We start from the raw sequence: 15599 nt of genomic DNA, 5'->3' as shown, positions 1-15599 counted from the left end.
GCTACAGGACGGTGAGCGGCAGCGGTGTGCCCCGGTCGGTGAAGGTGAAGGCCGCCCCGGAGCTGAACCGCGTGATGGCGACCTCGTCGGCTTCCCGGAACGGCAGTTCGGCGCAACCGATTTCGAGGGTGAGCCCGCAGTCGGCGGCCTCGCGGACCCGGGCGTGGAAGCGCGGGTTCACCCCGCGCACCAGGGCGTCGAGCGGCTGGAGATGGTCGGGGTCGAGCAGAGCCGGCCAGGCGCCGTCGTCGACCGCGCCGCAGCCGCGGCCGATGCGCAGTTCGACCAGTTGCTCGCCGCCGGTGGTCTCGGCGGTGACGTCGACGTCGACATAGGCGGCCGGGTTCAGCGCCGGGTGCAGGCGCAGTACCTTGGCCAGCGCCGCCATATCGTCGCCGAGCCCGAGCGCGGTGCGGATGCGTTCGGCGGTGAGGCCCGCGATGCCGGTGAACTGCTTGCGCAGGATGTCCAGCGCCACTCCCGGTTTCGCGCGCGACTCCACCGCGGTCCGGTAGCCGAGGGTGAGCAGGTGGTGCTGCAGGCACACCTCGTCGGCGATCCGGATCAGCGCCGAGCGCGAGAAGTCCTCGAACCGCAGGTCGCTCAGCAGCGGCCCCGCGTAGTCCGCCTGCCCGGGATCTTCCGGGTCGATGGGATCGAGCACGGTGGCGGCGGCCTCGGACCCGGCCACCACCTGCGCGTCCTGGTGCGGAATCGGCGGTTCGTGCGCGGGATCGATGGTGACGGTCCACGCGCACACCGGTTTCCGGTCCGCGGGTTCGCGGGGCGGCCGGTGCACGGGCCGCACCTGGGCGTACGGATTGGTGGCGAGCGCGGTCGCGTCGAAGGTGGGGTCCTCGATGTCGTGGCACATGGCCACCACGAATTCGGTCCCCATCGGCTCGACGTCGGCGAGCGCGCCGCAGTGGTCGAGATGGAATTCCCCGTGATCGTGGTCGATCACCTTGTAGCGGAAGTCCATGAACTGCGGTGGCGCGCCGATATCCAGCTGGAAGCCCTTGAAGATGGCGTCCACCCCGTCACTCGTGATGCCGAGCGCCCGCCGCATGCGCCGGGTGTAGACCGGGCTGGCCAGTTGCCATTCGTCGATGGCGACCGCGGTCATGCCCTCCCGGCCGAGCGCGCCGAGCACGTGCGCCATGCCGGACCGGTCGATGAGGTGCCCGCACAGCAGCAGTTCCGGAACCAGCAGGGCCAGTTCGGATCTGGTGAGTGATGCGTATCTGCTGGTCACCATAGGGGCGCCGGCCCCTTCCCGACCGGGTACCAGCCGGGCAGCGGTTCGCCCGACATGGACCGTTCCATGCGCTTGCGCATGCCGGACGAGAGCGCGTTGTTCGAGATCATCTCCACGAACAGCGCGGTCACATTGCCGAAGTCGAAGAAGTCGCGCTGCCAGCTCCACTGGTAGTTCCCGGCGTAGCGGAACCAGCTGCCGCCGAGCCCTTCCGGGCTGTAGGGCCGCCCGTCGGCCCGCTGCTGATCGTTGACCTGCTTCCAGAAGCCGATCACGCTGCCGGTGCGCTCGTCGACCACGAATTCCTGGTACGGATATGTCCAGCCCTCGAGCCCGAACATCTCCTGGCCGAGCGCGATATCGCGGATCTCGTCGCGCCCGACGGCCATGAATTCCTGCTGCGGACCGTAGTTCCAGCCGTAGGTGGCGTCATCGGTGTAGAAGTGCTCGAGGGGTTTCCAGTCCCCGGCCGCCTCACACTGTTTGTTCTCGTCCACCCAGCGGCGGATCATCTCGTCGAGTTCGTCTCGGGACCAGCTCACGGCTGTCTCCTTCATTCGACAGCGCTGTCGTCTACGAGCGACAGGGCCTGGGTCGGGCAGTAGCGGACGGCGGCGCGGGCCGCGTCCAGGTCGGTGCCGGGGTCGGTGCGCAGGATCCGCACCTGTCCCTGTTTGGGCACCTCGAAGAGGTCGGGGGCCTCGTCCTGGCAGACGGCGTGGCCCTGGCAGAGGTCGAGATCGACGACCAGGCGCATGGTCAGGGTCCTTCCGGATTCGGTTCGCGCAGTGGCGCTTCCGGCTGGACCTCCACCAGCACCAGGTGCGCCCCGCGCGGGGTGGATACGACCGCGGACACGGCCGCCGCGAGATCGGCGGGCCGCAGGAACTGCGGGTGCCGGGCGAACCCCCATTTCACCCAGTTCTCCAGCAGCGGACCCACCACTTCCGGGGTGGCCTGCATGCCCATGCCGGTGAGGGTCTGGCCCGGCCGCACGATGGACGAGCGCACGCCGGTGCCCTCCAACTCCATACGCAGCTGGGTGGCGAAGGCCTCGACGCCGGTCTTGGCGGCGTTGTACGCGCCCGCGCCCGGCCGGGCCCGCACCGCGCAGTCGGAGCCGATGACCACGAAGTCGCCGCGCTGCCGCTCGATCATGCCGGGCAGCACCCGGTGCGCGAGGCGTTGCGCGCCGACCAGGTGCACCCGCACCTGGGATTCGAACAGGTCGGGATCCATCTCCCAGCCCTGCCCGAATTCGAGATCGCCCGCGCCGGAGACCAGGATCTCGGTGGGCCCGAGCGCCGCTTCGGCGGCGGTGACGAATTCGTGCACCGAGGCGGTGTCGCAGACGTCGAGCGGTCCGGCGAAGGCTTCCCCGCCCTCGGCGCGGATCTTCTCGGCGAGGGTCTCGCAGATCTCCACCCGGCGCGCACCCAGCGCGACCGGGTGTCCCAGCGCGGCAAGGGCTTCCGCGGTGGCGGCCCCGATTCCGGAGGACGCGCCCGCGACGATGGCGGGGCGGCGGGCGGGATGCGGTGCGAAGCGGGCCATTCAGCGAACCTCCACGGAGACGGGCAAGTGGGCGAAGCCGCGCACATTCACCGAATGCACGCGCTGGATACCGGTGTCGGCGATGCCGTACGAGCGGACGCGAGCGGCGAACTCGCGCAAGACGATCGAGGCCTCCAGTCGCGCCAGGTGCGCGCCGAGGCAGAAGTGCACGCCGCGGCCGAAGCTGATCAGCCCGCCCTTGTCGCCGCGTTCGAGGTCGTAGCGGTCCGGGTCGTGGAAGACGGCGTCGTCGCGATTGGCGGATCCGATGAGCAGCAGCACCTTCGAGCCCGCGGGAATGGTCTGCCCGTAGTACTCGAGGTCCTCGGCGGCGGTGCGCGCCAGGATCTGACTGGAGGCGTCGTAGCGCAGGGTCTCCTCGACCCAGTCCTCCACGAGTTCGGGGTGGGCGGCGGCCTTGGCGTACTGCTCGGGATTGCGGCCCGCCCAGTACAGGGCGTTGCCGAGCAGTTTGGTGGTGGTCTCGTTGCCGGCGACCACCATGAGGAACATGAAGCCGAGGATCTCCTCGTCGGTCAGCCGGTCCCCGTCGGCCTCGGCGTCGAGCAGGGCCGAGGTGAGGTCGTCGGCGCGTTTGCGCTTCCGTTCGGCGAGGATCTCGTTGTAGTAGCCCGCGAGTTTCATGGCCGCCTCCATGGCCGCGACCGGCACGTCCAGCACGCCCTCCTCACGATGCACCAGCAGGTCGGCCAGCCGCCGGAGTTCGGCGCGATCGGCCTCGGGCACCCCGAGCAGTTCGGAGATGACGTCCATCGGGACCTGGCCCGCGACCGCGTCGATCCAGTCGAAATCGCGACCGGCCAGCGCCGGTTCGAGGTAGCGCAGGGTGATCTCCCGGATCCGCTCGCCCATCTCGGTCACCCGCCGGGGGGTGAAGCCCTGGTAGACGAGCTTGCGCAGGCGCAGGTGCCGGGGGTCGTCCATGGCCAGGAAGGACATGGTTCGCCAGGCGTGCGGCCCCCAGGCGGCGGGGTCGAGCGAGACCCCGTTGGCGCTGGACAGGCGCACGTTGTCCCGGAAGCCGGCCGCCACGTCCCCGTGTCGCGAGAGCGCCCAGAAGTCCAGGTCGGGGTGGTGGTACACCGGGGCCTCGGTGCGCAACCGCTGGTACACGGGGTAGGGGTCCTCGTGGATGCGGTAGTCGTAGGGGTCGAACAGCAGCGGCTCCAGCGAGGCTGCGGTCATGGTGGGTCCACCTCGTATTCGATAACTCGTTCATCGGCTCTGACGAACGTTTTCCAGCAACGGAGACACGTAGCTGGACATGTGTCTGTACGGTACTAGCGACGGGATCACCTCACAACGGAATCCCGCGAAGAAAATCGGCCGGACCGCAGAAACTGAAACCTGTTCTTGCGCGTTTCCGAGCCGCGAACCTATAGTCCGTACACGTGTCCGGACAGCATGGGAGCTACCTATGAGCCCGAGCGATCTCGTCCCCGACGGCGGTTCGCACCTGCTGATCGGCGGCAAGTTGACGCCCGGCGGCGGCGGTGTGTTCACCACCGCCGACCCGGCCACCGGGGAACCCCTCGGCTACGCCGCCAATGCCGACTCCGCCGATATGGACGCGGCCATCGCCGCGGCCCGCACCGCCTTCGACACCACCGACTGGTCCCGCGATCCGGCCTTCCGTGCGGCCTGCCTCCGGCAGCTGCGCGACGCCCTGCGCGGCCACATCGAGGAACTGCGCGAGATCACCATCGCCGAGGCGGGCGCGCCCCGCATGCTCACCAGCGGCCCGCAGCTGGAGGGACCGGTCGGGGATCTCGGCTACTTCGCCGATCTGGCCGAGAACTACGCGTGGGAAACCGATCTCGGGGTCGCCGCGCCCATGGGGATCAAGAGCTCGCGCCGGCTGCGGCGCGAACCCATCGGCGTGGTCGGGGCCATCACGCCCTGGAATTTCCCGCACCAGATCAACTTCGCGAAGCTGGGTCCGGCGCTGGCGGCCGGGAACACCGTGGTCCTCAAGCCCGCGCCCGACACCCCGTGGTGCGCGGCCGCCGTGGGCCGGATCATCGCCGAGGAGACCGACATTCCGGCCGGGGTGGTCAATATCGTCACCTCCGACGATCACGGCCTCGGCACGCAGCTGGTCACCGACCCGCGGGTGGACATGATCTCGTTCACCGGGTCCACCCAGACCGGCAAGGCCGTGATGACCGCCGCGGCGGCGTCCCTGAAGAAGGTGTTCCTGGAGCTGGGCGGCAAGTCGGCGTTCATCGTGCTCGACGACGCCGACATCGCGGCCGCCGCGAGCTATGCCGCGTTCGGCGTGTGCGTGCACGCGGGCCAGGGCTGTGCGATCAGCACCCGCCTGCTGGTGCCGCGCGAACTGCACGATCAGGCCGTCGAAGCCGCGGCGCGCACCATGGCGGGTATCAAGCCCGGCGATCCGGCGAAGCCCGGAACCGTGTGCGGCCCGGTCATTTCCGAACGGCAGCGGGCGCGGATCGAGCGCTATCTCGATATCGCGCGCGCCGAGGGCGGCACCATCGTCACCGGGGGCAAGCGGCCCGACCGTGAGCACGGCTGGTTCGTCGAGCCGACGCTGATCACCGGCCTGCCCAACAGTTCCGCCGTGGCCCAGGAGGAGATCTTCGGGCCCGTTCTCACCGTCATCCCGCACGACGGTGACGCCGATGCCGTCCGCATCGCCAACGACTCCCCCTACGGCCTGTCCGGCACGGTGTGGGGCAGCGATCCCGAGCGGCTGCGCGAGGTCGTGAACGGCGTGCGCACCGGGACGCTCAGCGTCAACGGCGGCATCTGGTATTCGGCCGACGCGCCCTTCGGCGGCTACAAGCAGTCCGGCGTGGGCCGGGAAATGGGCGTCCTCGGATTCGAGGAATACACCGAGACCAAACTCATCGCGACCGGCGTCTGAGGAGTACCGACATGAGCCGATTCACCGACAGATCGATCATCGTCACCGGCGCCGCGCGCGGCATCGGGGCGGCCTACGCGAAGGCGCTGGCCGCCGAGGGCGCGAAAGTCGTCGTCGCCGACCTGAACAGCGAACTGGGCGAGGCGACCGCCAAGGAGATCACCGCCGACGGCGGCGTCGCGGTCTTCGCGCCGGTCGACGTCGCCGATCCGGAATCCGCCAAGGCCCTGGCCGATTTCACCGTCGCCGAGTTCGGCGGCATCAACCACCTGGTCAACAATGCCGCCATCTACGGCGACATGAAGCTGGACCTGCTGGTGTCCGTGCCGTGGGACTACTACAAGAAGTTCATGGCCGTGAACCTCGACGGCGCGCTGAACGTGACGCGCGCGGTCTACAAGCACATCGCCAAGGCGGGCGGCGGTTCCATCGTGAACCAGTCGTCCACCGCCGCCTGGACCTACTCCGGCTTCTACGGGCTGGCCAAGGCCGGGATCAACAGCCTCACCCAGCAGCTGGCGCACGAGCTGGGGCACTCCAGGATCCGGGTGAACGCCATCGCGCCGGGACCCACCGACACCGAGGCCACCCGCAGCATCGTGCCCGAGCAGTTCGTGGATCAGCTGGTGAAGCAGATGGCGCTCAAGCGGCTCGGCACCACCGAGGACATGGTCGGGGCCTGCCTGTACCTGCTGTCCGACGACGCGGGCTGGGTCACCGGTCAGGTGCTGAATGTCGATGGCGGGCAGGTGTTCCGGCCATGAGCGAGGACATCTCGGTCGGGTTCATCGGGCTCGGCAATATGGGTGCGCCGATGGCGCAGCGCCTCGTCGAGTGGCCGGGCGGGCTCGTGGTCTGCGATATGCGGGCCGACGCGGTGCAGCCGTTCACCGATGCGGGGGCGACCGCCGCCGCGACCGCCGCGGAGGTGGCCGAGCGGTGCCGGGTCATCTCGGTGGTCGTCCTCGACGACGCGCAGGTGCGCACGGTGGTGACCGGCCCGGACGGTCTGCTCCAGACCGCGAAGCCCGGCACCGTGATCGCGGTGCACTCCACCATCTCCGACCGGACCGCCGTGGAACTCGGCGCCGAATGCGCTTCGCACGGTGTCGAATTCGTGGACGCGCCGATCAGCGGCGGGGCGCCCGCCGCGCAGAAGGGCGCGCTCGCGGTCATGGTGGGCGGCAGTCCCGCCGCCTTCGAGGCGGTGCGCGAGCCGTTCGGGCGGTTCGGATCGCTGGTCATCCACGCCGGCGAGGTCGGCGCGGGAACGCGAATGAAGCTGGCGCGCAACCTGCTCCACTTCGTCGCCTTCACCGCGGCGGCGGAGGCGCAGCGGCTGGCCGAGGCCGCCGGGCTGGACATCACCGCGCTCGGCAAGGTGGTCCGGCATTCCGACTCGCACACGGGCGGGCCGGGCGCGATCATGCTGCGCAAGACGACCGCGCCGGTCGAGGCGGACGACTTCTGGTTCCCCATCCTCGGCCATGTGCGTGATCTCGGTGAGAAGGATCTGTCCTTGGCGCTGGATCTGGCGGGCCGGTTGGATCTCGACCTACCGCTGGCGCGCAAGGCATTGCACAACCTGGGTGACGGGCTCGGTGTGGGGCCCGGATCGATCGCTAAGGAGCAGTCATGACCGACGAGCAGCCCTCGGAGCGGCGGCAGCAGGGTTTGAAGAAGATGTCGGAGGTGTACGGCTTCGATCTGCCGAACTTCGCCGGCGACCCGTTCTTCGAGGTCACCGCGGATCACCTCTTCGCCGACATCTGGAATCGGCCCGGACTGTCGCTGCGGGACCGGCGCCTGCTGCTGCTCGGCGCGATCACCGCGCAGGGGCACGCGGACATCCTCGAGATCCAGGTGGGCGCGGCCCTGCGCAACGGTGAGCTCGATGCCGACCAGCTGCGCGAGATCGCGGTGTTCCTGGCCCACTACGTGGGCTGGCCCGGCGCCACCAAGCTCGACGGCGCCGTCCGCAAGACGCTCGCCAAGGACCAGAAGAAGTAATCCCTACCCGCAGTGAGGAATTCAGAGAACATGGCGGAAATCGCTAGCGTCCGGCCCATCCTGGCCAGCGAGGTCGAGACCTGGGACCACCAGGCCGACGTCGTGGTCGTCGGCTTCGGCATCGCGGGGGTGTGCGCCTCCCTGGAGGCCGCCCGCTCCGGGGCCGACGTGCTGGTGCTGGAACGCACCGGCGGCTGGGGCGGAGCGGCCGCCATGTCCGGCGGCTTCATCTATCTCGGCGGTGGCACGGCGCTCCAGAGGAAACTGGGCTTCGAGGACACCGCCGAGAACATGGAGGCGTTCCTCACCGCGGCCCTGGGCCCCGGCGTCGACAAGGCCAAGATCCACGACTACTGCCAGGGCAGTGTCGAGCACTTCGATTGGCTTGTCGCGCAGGGCGTCCCGTTCAACGAGGTGTTCTGGGGCGAACCCGGCTACGAGCCACCCGCCGACGAGGGTCTGATGTTCTCCGGCGGCGAGAACGCCGCCCCCTTCAAGGACAAGATCCCGCCCGCCCCGCGCGGTCACCTGGCCTGGACCAAGGACAAGAAGCTGGGTGAGAAGGGCGGCGGCTACATGCTGATGGAGCCGCTCGCCCAGATGGCAGACGAACTCGGCGTGCGGCACGAGTACGACGTGCGCATGCGGCGGCTCATCGTGGACGAGACCGGCCGCGTGGTCGGCGTGGCCGCCACCCGCTACGGCAAGCCGGTGCACGTGCGCGCCGAGCGCGGCGTGGTGCTGGCGACCGGCAGCTTCGCCTACAACCACGAGATGGTGGAACAGTTCGCGCCCAAGATCGCCGGTCGCCCGGCCGCCACGGTCGAGGAGCACGACGGCATCGGCATCCGGGTCGCGCAGGCGCTCGGCGCGGACCTCGCCCACATGGACGCCACCGAGGTGGCCCTGGTGGTGGACCCGCAGCTGGTGGCGCGCGGCATCCTGGTGAACGGGCACGGGCAGCGGTTCATCACCGAGGACACCTACCCCGGGCGCATGGGTCAGGCAGTGCTGCAGGATCAGGACAACAAGGCGTACCTGGTGATCGACGAGCTCGCGCTGGAGGAGGCCATGGAGACCAAGTCGTCCATGTCGTTCCTGCGCATCGCGCCGACCTGGGTCGCCGAGACCGTGGCGGAGCTGGAAGGCGAGATGGGGCTGCCGGAGCACACCCTCCAGTCGACCATCGACCTCTACAACCACCACGCGGCGCAGGGCGACGACCCGTTCCTGAACAAGAAGACCGAGTGGGTCAAGCCCATCCGGACGCCGCTGGGCGCCTACGACCTGCGCGGCTACACCGGCGGTTTCACCCTCGGCGGCCTGCGCACCGATCTGGACTCGCGGGTTCTCCACGTCTCCGGCGAACCGATCCCCGGGCTGTACGCCGCGGGTCGCGTCACCTCCGGCATCTGCGCCGGCGGATACGCCTCCGGTTGTTCCCTCGGCGACGGCAGTTTCTTCGGCCGCCGCGCCGGCGTCTCCGCTGCCAAGCAGCTCTGAAAGGACCTCTCCCCCATGCGTTTCGGCATCGTTCTCTTCACCAGCGACCGCGGCATCACGCCCGCGGCCGCCGCCAAGGCCGCCGAGGACCGCGGCTTCGACTCGTTCTACGTGCCCGAGCACACCCACATCCCGATCCGGCGCGACGCCGCCCACCCGCACACGGGCACCAGCGAACTGCCCGACGACCGCTACACCCGCACCCTCGACCCGTGGGTCGCGCTGGGCACCGCGGCCGCCGTCACCTCGCGCATCGAGTTGTCCACCGCGGTGGCGCTGCCCACCGAGAGCGACCCGATCACCCTCGCCAAGACCATCGCCACCCTGGACCACCTCTCCGGCGGCCGGGTCACCATCGGCGCCGGATTCGGCTGGAACACCGACGAACTCACCGACCACGGCGTCCCCGGCAACAAGCGCCGCACCGTGCTGCGCGAGTACATGGAGGCGATGCGGACGCTCTGGACCGAGGAAGAGGCCTCCTACAGCGGCGATTTCATCTCCTTCGGACCCAGCTGGGCCTGGCCCAAGCCGGTCCAGTCGCACATTCCGCTGCTGATCGGCGCGGGCGGCACCGAGAAGACCTTCAAGTGGATCGCCCGCTCCGGCGACGGCTGGATCACCACGCCGTACGAGTCCGACATCTCCGCTTCCACCGCCCTGCTGCTGAAGCACTGGCAGGAAGCCGGCCGCGAGGGCGCCCCGCGCGTGGTGGCGCTGGCCGGTAAGCCGAACGCCGAACAGCTCGCGGCCTGGGCCGAAGCCGGGGTCACCGACGCCGTCTACGGCCTGCCCGACAAGTCCGAGGACGAGGTCCTCGCCTACCTGGACCGGCTGGCCGCCAAGCTCGCCCCGCTGGGTCTCCAGGCCCCGTCCGCCTGACCGAATCGGCCGTCATGGCCGATTCACCTGCGGATTCGGTACGGCGGCAAGAATCGTACGCTCGAGCCGTGTTCGAACCCTTGCCGCCGATGCCCGGCCTGCCCGACTCGACCGCGGTGTTCATCACGCACGAGGACACCGCGCGGGAGCTGGCCGAGTCGGCACTGGCCTGGGTGCGACGGCATTCCCGGCGACGACGACGCAATGCGTTGCGCTGGGTGATCACGGCGATCGTGCTGTACTCGCTGTGGTCACTCGGCGGCCTGCTGATCGGGCTGGCGATCTGCGCGGCGCTGGTCGGGATGTACCGGCGGCGCTGGAATTCCGATCCCGTCCGGACGGTGGCCCTGTTCTCGGCCATGGCCGCGCCGGGCACGGTGATGGCGAGCCGGTTCGGCCCGGCCGCGTTCGACATCCAGGTGGGCGCGGACACCCACCGCCGGATCCGCTACGACAGCATCCGCGACCTCGAGGTGACGCCCGCGGCGGTAGCCTTCGGCGAGGGTCCGCAGTACCACACCTATCCGCGAGAACTGTTCCCCGACAGCGCACTCGAACTCATGACGGCGGACACCCACCCGGTCGAACCGCCGAGTCCGATTCCGCCGCTGGCCGATCCGTCGGCCGTCTATGTCGTGCGCCCCGGCGACACGAGCCGGCTGGTCCGGGTTCCGGCGCACCGATTCCGGGTGCGACGGGCGATCATCTTCGCCCTGCTCTCGTCGATCTACCTGATCACGTTGTATCTGATCCGCGGTTCGGGGCCGGTTCCGCTCGCGACCGCGGGCATCCTGCTGCTGGCCGTCGTGTTCTCCCTGACCTACACCGCGGACCGGAATCGGCGGGAAAGGGAAATGGCGCACCAGTTCCCGCCGGGCACGGGCTTCGCGGCGCGGTTCGGGCCCGACGCGGCCGATATTCACCTGGGCAGCCGCCGAACCCGCATCCGGTACGAATGGATCAACGAGGTGCGCATCGAGGACGGCGTGGTCGAACTGCGGGGCCTGGACGGCGGGGCGTACCCGCGGGAATTGTTCCCGGACTTCGCGATCGCCTACATTCGCGCGCTGAATGCCGAAATGGCGGCGAGCCGCTAGTTGCAGGCAGCGACGCGCTGCAGGACGCGCAGGGTTCCGGCGGCGGCGAGGGTGCGGAACTTCCCGGTGGCCTCGGCGCGGCGGTAGAGCTCGTCGGCGGCGCGCAGGGCCAGCAGGCCGCCACCCGCCACCCAGTGGGACCAGTCGTCGTAGGCGCGGTCGGCGGCAACGGAGTCGGAGCCGGTGATCAGCAGCAGGCGCAGCGGGGTGCGCCATTCCCGGACCGCGGTGGCGTACGCGTCGGCGGCGTCGCCGGGCGCCGTGGTGATCTCCAGGATCGCGCCCTTGCTCGCATAGGTGCGGGCGGCCTCGGACAATGCCGCGGCCTCGTCCGGGGGCAGCGTGGCGGCGATTTGCTCGATGAGTGCGGGCAATTCGCGCGGGGTGGCGGAGAGCGCGGCGGGGAGCATTCGAAAGCCTTTCCGGTGCGGTCTCATTCATACCGATCGCGCATACCGCGAGTTGCTCGGCGGGCTGAGTCATAGTAGCATCCGGACACGTGTCTGATCCCCTTTCCGACCGCTCAGCGGTGAGCATGGAGGCCACCCGCCGGCGGCTCACCGAGAAGCAGGCCGACACCGTGGACAAGCTCACCCGGGCGGCCATGGACGTGCTGTCCCGGGAGGGGTTCGCGGGGCTCACCGTGCGCATGGTCGCAGCCCAGGCCGGGGTCGGCACGGCCACCGCGTACACGTATTTCTCCTCGAAGGAACACCTGGTCGCGGAGATGTTCTGGCGGCGGCTCGCCGCCACGGACGCACCCGCCGGGGAGGGCGTCGACTCCACCGCCCGGGTGCTGGCGGTGCTGCGGCAGATCGCCATGCTGATGGCCGACGAACCCACGCTCGCGGGCGCGGTGACGGCCGCGCTGCTGGGTGTCGATCCGGATGTGGCGCATCTGCGGCTGCGGATCGGCGGTGAGATCCGGCGGCGGTTGATCGACGCGCTGGGCTCCGACTCCGATCCCGAACTCATCGAGACGCTCGAAATGATCTACGCCGGCGCACTGGTGCGCGCGGGCATGGGTTACGCGTCCTACGCCGAAATTGCCGAGCGCATGGAGAAATCCGCGCTGCGCATCCTGCGGCCCTGAAATAACCATTCCGATTTCGCGCGGGAATCCGTGGGATCCCTTGCCGTGTAATCCCTTCCGTAGTACCGTCTGGACAGGTGTCTACCCGGGAGGTCACAGATGACCCTGGTCAAACCGCGCGCGGTATCCGGTGGCGAGCACGAGCACGGCCACTTGGAGGAATTCCGCACCGATCCCATCGCCCTCATGGCTCGGGTTCGGCAAGAATGCGGTGATATCGGCTCGTTCCGATTGGCGGATCGCGATGTCATCCTGCTGACCGGCGCGCAGGCCAACGAGTTCTTCTTCCGCGCCGGCGACGATGAACTCGATCAAGCCGCGGCATATCCGTTCATGAAGCCGATCTTCGGCGAGGGCGTGGTCTTCGACGCCCCACCCGAGCGGCGCAAGGAAATGCTGCACAACACGGCCCTGCGCGCCGAGCAGATGCGCGGCCACGCCACCACCATCGCCCGCGAGGTGGAGCGCATGCTGGCCCGCTGGGGCGACGAGGGCGAGATCGACCTGCTCGAGTTCTTCGCCGAACTCACCATCTACACGTCCTCGGCCTGCCTGATCGGAACCAAGTTCCGCGAGGAGCTCGACGACCGCTTCGCGCACCTCTACCACGAGCTCGAGCGCGGCACCGACGCCTACTGCTACGTCGACCCGTACGCCGATATCGAGAGCTTCCGCCGCCGCGACGAGGCCCGCCACCAGCTGGTGAAGCTGGTGCGCCACATCATGGCGGGGCGGATGGCGAATCCGCCGACCGGCAAGGACGATCGGGACATGCTCGACGTGCTGGTGTCGGTGCGCGACGACCGCCCCGCCTCCCCGCGCTTTGGCCAGCCCCGCTTCTCGGCCAGCGAGGTCACCGGCATCTTCATCTCCATGATGTTCGCCGGGCACCACACCACTTCGGGCACGGCCGCCTGGACCATCATCGAACTGCTCCGGCATCCGGAGGTGCTCGGCCAGGTGGTCGCCGAGCTGGACACCCTCTACGCCGACGGCGCGGACGTGAGTTTCCATGCGCTGCGCCAGATCCCGAATCTGGAGGCGGTGCTGAAGGAGGCGCTGCGGCTGCACCCGCCGCTCATCATCCTGATGCGGGTGGCGCGCGAGGAGTTCGAGGTGTGCGGCCACCGCATCGATCCCGGCGACCTGGTGGCGGCGAGTCCCGCTGTCTCCAACCGGATTCCGGAGGCCTTCCCGGACCCGGAGCACTTCGATCCGGGCCGCTACCTGGACCCGAATCAGGAGGATCTGGCCAACCGCTGGAACTGGATCCCGTTCGGCGCGGGCCGGCACCGCTGTGTGGGCGCGGCGTTCGCGCTCATGCAGCTGAAGGCGATCTTCTCGATCCTGTTGCGGGACTGGGAGTTCGAGCTGGCGCAGCCGTCCGACAGCTACCGCAACGACCACTCCAAGATGGTGGTCCAGCTGGAACAGCCGTGCGCGGTCCGCTACCGCCGCCGCGCCCGGCCGTCCCAGGACTGATCAGAGCTCTGCCGCGAGGCGGATCAGAGCGCGGCCTCGATCGCGGCGACGATCGCCGCGTCCTTGGGCTCGGTGCGCGGGCGGAAACGGCCCAGCACCGAGCCGTCCCGGCCGATCAGGAACTTCTCGAAGTTCCACTGGATGTCCCCGGCCGCGCCCTCGGCGTCGGCGACCTGGGTCAGCTCCTGGTACAGCGGGATGCGGCCGTCGCCGTTCACGTCGCTCTTCTCCAGCAGCGGGAAGTCCACGCCGTAGGTCGCCGAGCAGAACTCGGCGATCTCCTCGGCGGTGCCCGGCTCCTGGCCCATGAACTGGTTGCACGGCACGCCGATCACGGTGAACCCGCGCGACCCGTAGGTCTGCTGGAGTTCGACCAGGCCCGAGTACTGCGGGGTGAGCCCGCACTTGGAGGCGACGTTGACCAGCAGCACGACCTGGTCGTCGGCCAGCTCGGCCAGCGAGGTGGGCTTGTCGGTCAGGGTGCGCAGCGGAATCTCGCGAAGATTGGTCACAAGGCCGAATTCTAGAACGGGTTCGACGGGGTCACCGGTTCAGGAGTATCGGACCTGCCAATGCTTGATCCCATTGATCCAGCCCGAACGCAGCCGCTGCGGCGGCTCCACCTCGCGGATTTCCGGCATGGCGTCGGCGATGGCATTGAACATCAGGTCGATCTCCAGCCGCGCCAGATTCGCGCCGACACAGAAATGCGTGCCGGTGCCGCCGAATCCGACGTGCGGATTGGGATCGCGCAGCACATCAAATTCGAAGGGGCGGTCGAAGACCTCCTCGTCGAAGTTGGCGGAGCTGTAGAACAATCCGACGCGCTGGCCTTCGCGGATCTTCTGCCCGCCGAGTTCGGTGTCCTGGGTGGCGGTCCGCTGGAACGCCGTCACCGGCGTCGCCCAGCGCACGATCTCGTCGGGCGCGGTGTGCGGGCGGCGCTCCCGGTAGAGCTCCCACTGATCGGGGTTGTCGACGAAGGCCTTCATCCCGTGCGCGATGGCATTGCGGGTGGTCTCGTTGCCGGCCACCGACAGCAGGATGACGAAGAATCCGAATTCGTCGGAGCCCAGCGCCTCGCCGTCGACATCGGCGGTCACCAGCTGGCTGACGATGTCGCCGACCGGGCAGGCCCGCCGCTGTTCGGCCATGTTGTAGGCGTAGCCCAGCAATTCGGCGTTGGCGGCCATGTTCTGGCCCTCGAACTCCGGATCGTCGTAGTTCATCAGCTGGTTGGACCAGTGGAACAGCTTGTATCGATCGTCCTGCGGCACCCCGAGCAGTTCGGCGATGGCCTGCAGCGGGAGTTCACACGCCACCTGCTCGATGAAATCGCCGCCGCCGGTCGATTTCGCCTCCCGCACAATCTTCTCCGCGCGTTCGGTGAGCGCGGCCCGCAAGCCCTCCACGGCGCGCGGGGTGAAGCCCTTGGACACGATGCGCCGAATCTTGGTGTGTTTCGGCGGATCCATGTTCACCAGCAGCGCTTCGCGGCCGAGTTCGAGCTGTTCGGGCTCGGAGTCGGCGGGCATCCGGATGATCGAGCCCTTGCGGTTCGAGGACCAGAGTTCGGGCCGCCGGGAGATCTCCTTGATGTCCTCGTGGCGGGTGATCACCCAGTACCCGTCGTCGTCCATGGGGGCGGCCTGCGCGGGCGTCTGCGCGTTCCACCAGACGGGCGCGGTGCGCCGCAGCAGAGCGAATTCCTCGACCGGACTACGGTCGGCCCAGAGCGCGGGATCGGTGAAGTCGAAGCCGACGGGCAGTGACGGAACAGACACTGTTCCTCCTCGGGCAAAGTGCCGC

At 69.1% G+C, this 15599-nt stretch carries 17 protein-coding genes; 9 read left to right on the top strand and 8 right to left on the bottom strand.

The genetic code is table 11. From position 1 onward, the window contains the following. Position 1 precedes the first annotated feature (1 nt). From ACQP06_RS01735 to ACQP06_RS01715, 5 genes are read right to left on the bottom strand one after another with little or no spacing between them, the layout of a single operon-like run. Positions 2-1258 (bottom strand): hypothetical protein, encoded by a 1257-nt coding sequence (locus tag ACQP06_RS01735; RefSeq protein ID WP_433669998.1) that lies wholly within the window; start codon positions 1256-1258, stop codon positions 2-4. After that, on the bottom strand, positions 1252-1815 hold the full coding sequence (locus ACQP06_RS01730) for a nuclear transport factor 2 family protein (protein ID WP_433669997.1): 564 nt from the start codon (positions 1813-1815) through the stop codon (positions 1252-1254). The genes ACQP06_RS01735 and ACQP06_RS01730 overlap by 7 nt, the downstream gene beginning before the upstream one ends. Further along, positions 1812-2015 carry a ferredoxin gene (locus tag ACQP06_RS01725; protein ID WP_433669995.1) on the bottom strand — a complete coding sequence of 68 codons (204 nt, stop codon included), beginning with the start codon at positions 2013-2015 and terminating at the stop codon, positions 1812-1814. The genes ACQP06_RS01730 and ACQP06_RS01725 overlap by 4 nt, the downstream gene beginning before the upstream one ends. A gap of 2 nt (positions 2016-2017) precedes the next feature. Beyond that, positions 2018-2812: an SDR family oxidoreductase gene (locus ACQP06_RS01720; protein ID WP_433669994.1), complete on the bottom strand. Its 795-nt coding sequence runs from the start codon at positions 2810-2812 to the stop codon at positions 2018-2020. Continuing rightward, entirely contained in the window at positions 2813-4018 is a 1206-nt protein-coding gene (locus ACQP06_RS01715; RefSeq protein WP_433669992.1) for a cytochrome P450, read from the bottom strand. Between the two features lie 232 nt (positions 4019-4250). Here ACQP06_RS01715 and ACQP06_RS01710 point away from each other — a divergent pair, with 232 nt between their 5' ends. The 7 genes from ACQP06_RS01710 (at position 4251) to ACQP06_RS01680 (ending at position 11215) form a co-directional block, all read left to right on the top strand. Beyond that, positions 4251-5723: an aldehyde dehydrogenase gene (locus tag ACQP06_RS01710; protein ID WP_433669990.1), complete on the top strand. Its 1473-nt coding sequence runs from the start codon at positions 4251-4253 to the stop codon at positions 5721-5723. An 11-nt stretch (positions 5724-5734) separates the two neighbouring features. Continuing rightward, complete coding sequence (locus ACQP06_RS01705) at positions 5735-6487, top strand: SDR family oxidoreductase (RefSeq protein ID WP_357275517.1); 753 nt, start codon at positions 5735-5737, stop codon at positions 6485-6487. Beyond that, positions 6484-7362 carry an NAD(P)-dependent oxidoreductase gene (locus ACQP06_RS01700; protein WP_433669988.1) on the top strand — a complete coding sequence of 293 codons (879 nt, stop codon included), beginning with the start codon at positions 6484-6486 and terminating at the stop codon, positions 7360-7362. Before ACQP06_RS01705 ends, ACQP06_RS01700 begins: the two co-directional genes overlap by 4 nt. Then, positions 7359-7733, top strand: a complete 375-nt coding sequence (locus ACQP06_RS01695) for a carboxymuconolactone decarboxylase family protein (RefSeq protein WP_433669986.1) — start codon at positions 7359-7361, stop codon at positions 7731-7733. Before ACQP06_RS01700 ends, ACQP06_RS01695 begins: the two co-directional genes overlap by 4 nt. A gap of 30 nt (positions 7734-7763) precedes the next feature. Beyond that, positions 7764-9236: an FAD-dependent oxidoreductase gene (locus ACQP06_RS01690; protein WP_433669984.1), complete on the top strand. Its 1473-nt coding sequence runs from the start codon at positions 7764-7766 to the stop codon at positions 9234-9236. Between the two features lie 15 nt (positions 9237-9251). Continuing rightward, a complete protein-coding gene (locus ACQP06_RS01685; protein ID WP_433669983.1) occupies positions 9252-10118 on the top strand; it encodes an LLM class F420-dependent oxidoreductase in 867 nt (288 codons plus the stop codon). A 68-nt stretch (positions 10119-10186) separates the two neighbouring features. After that, the gene (locus ACQP06_RS01680) at positions 10187-11215 is read left to right on the top strand and encodes a hypothetical protein (RefSeq protein WP_433669981.1); all 1029 of its coding nucleotides are present in this window, start codon (positions 10187-10189) and stop codon (positions 11213-11215) included. On the opposite strand, the gene ACQP06_RS01675 is transcribed toward ACQP06_RS01680, so the two are convergent. Further along, positions 11212-11625 carry a hypothetical protein gene (locus ACQP06_RS01675; RefSeq protein ID WP_433669979.1) on the bottom strand — a complete coding sequence of 138 codons (414 nt, stop codon included), beginning with the start codon at positions 11623-11625 and terminating at the stop codon, positions 11212-11214. The genes ACQP06_RS01680 and ACQP06_RS01675 overlap by 4 nt on opposite strands. Before the next feature lie 119 nt (positions 11626-11744). Between ACQP06_RS01675 and ACQP06_RS01670 the strand changes: the two genes are divergently transcribed. Together ACQP06_RS01670 and ACQP06_RS01665 are read left to right on the top strand one after the other, a co-directional pair. Continuing rightward, positions 11745-12308, top strand: a complete 564-nt coding sequence (locus ACQP06_RS01670; RefSeq protein ID WP_433673210.1) for a TetR/AcrR family transcriptional regulator — start codon at positions 11745-11747, stop codon at positions 12306-12308. Between the two features lie 99 nt (positions 12309-12407). Further along, positions 12408-13790 carry a cytochrome P450 gene (locus tag ACQP06_RS01665; protein ID WP_433669977.1) on the top strand — a complete coding sequence of 461 codons (1383 nt, stop codon included), beginning with the start codon at positions 12408-12410 and terminating at the stop codon, positions 13788-13790. A gap of 23 nt (positions 13791-13813) precedes the next feature. On the opposite strand, the gene ACQP06_RS01660 is transcribed toward ACQP06_RS01665, so the two are convergent. Beyond that, positions 13814-14278, bottom strand: coding sequence for a glutathione peroxidase (locus tag ACQP06_RS01660; RefSeq protein ID WP_433673209.1), 465 nt, complete (start codon positions 14276-14278; stop codon positions 13814-13816). Positions 14279-14341: 63 nt separating this feature from the next. Beyond that, the gene (locus ACQP06_RS01655) at positions 14342-15574 is read right to left on the bottom strand and encodes a cytochrome P450 (protein WP_433669975.1); all 1233 of its coding nucleotides are present in this window, start codon (positions 15572-15574) and stop codon (positions 14342-14344) included. Positions 15575-15599: the final 25 nt, after the last annotated feature.

The organism is Nocardia sp. CA-136227, assembly GCF_050955695.1.
Classification (GTDB): domain Bacteria; phylum Actinomycetota; class Actinomycetes; order Mycobacteriales; family Mycobacteriaceae; genus Nocardia.
This window is presented reverse-complemented; position numbering and strand designations above follow the sequence as displayed.

What these genes read in the sequence shown, in the direction of transcription:
- ACQP06_RS01735 (WP_433669998.1), bottom strand. Translation starts at nt 1,258, where the DNA reads ATGGTGACCAGCAGATACGCATCACTCACCAGATCCGAACTGGCCCTG.
- ACQP06_RS01730 (WP_433669997.1), bottom strand. Translation starts at nt 1,815, where the DNA reads ATGAAGGAGACAGCCGTGAGCTGGTCCCGAGACGAACTCGACGAGATG.
- ACQP06_RS01725 (WP_433669995.1), bottom strand. Translation starts at nt 2,015, where the DNA reads ATGCGCCTGGTCGTCGATCTCGACCTCTGCCAGGGCCACGCCGTCTGC.
- ACQP06_RS01720 (WP_433669994.1), bottom strand. Translation starts at nt 2,812, where the DNA reads ATGGCCCGCTTCGCACCGCATCCCGCCCGCCGCCCCGCCATCGTCGCG.
- ACQP06_RS01715 (WP_433669992.1), bottom strand. Translation starts at nt 4,018, where the DNA reads ATGACCGCAGCCTCGCTGGAGCCGCTGCTGTTCGACCCCTACGACTAC.
- ACQP06_RS01710 (WP_433669990.1), top strand. Translation starts at nt 4,251, where the DNA reads ATGAGCCCGAGCGATCTCGTCCCCGACGGCGGTTCGCACCTGCTGATC.
- ACQP06_RS01705 (WP_357275517.1), top strand. Translation starts at nt 5,735, where the DNA reads ATGAGCCGATTCACCGACAGATCGATCATCGTCACCGGCGCCGCGCGC.
- ACQP06_RS01700 (WP_433669988.1), top strand. Translation starts at nt 6,484, where the DNA reads ATGAGCGAGGACATCTCGGTCGGGTTCATCGGGCTCGGCAATATGGGT.
- ACQP06_RS01695 (WP_433669986.1), top strand. Translation starts at nt 7,359, where the DNA reads ATGACCGACGAGCAGCCCTCGGAGCGGCGGCAGCAGGGTTTGAAGAAG.
- ACQP06_RS01690 (WP_433669984.1), top strand. Translation starts at nt 7,764, where the DNA reads ATGGCGGAAATCGCTAGCGTCCGGCCCATCCTGGCCAGCGAGGTCGAG.
- ACQP06_RS01685 (WP_433669983.1), top strand. Translation starts at nt 9,252, where the DNA reads ATGCGTTTCGGCATCGTTCTCTTCACCAGCGACCGCGGCATCACGCCC.
- ACQP06_RS01675 (WP_433669979.1), bottom strand. Translation starts at nt 11,625, where the DNA reads ATGCTCCCCGCCGCGCTCTCCGCCACCCCGCGCGAATTGCCCGCACTC.
- ACQP06_RS01665 (WP_433669977.1), top strand. Translation starts at nt 12,408, where the DNA reads ATGACCCTGGTCAAACCGCGCGCGGTATCCGGTGGCGAGCACGAGCAC.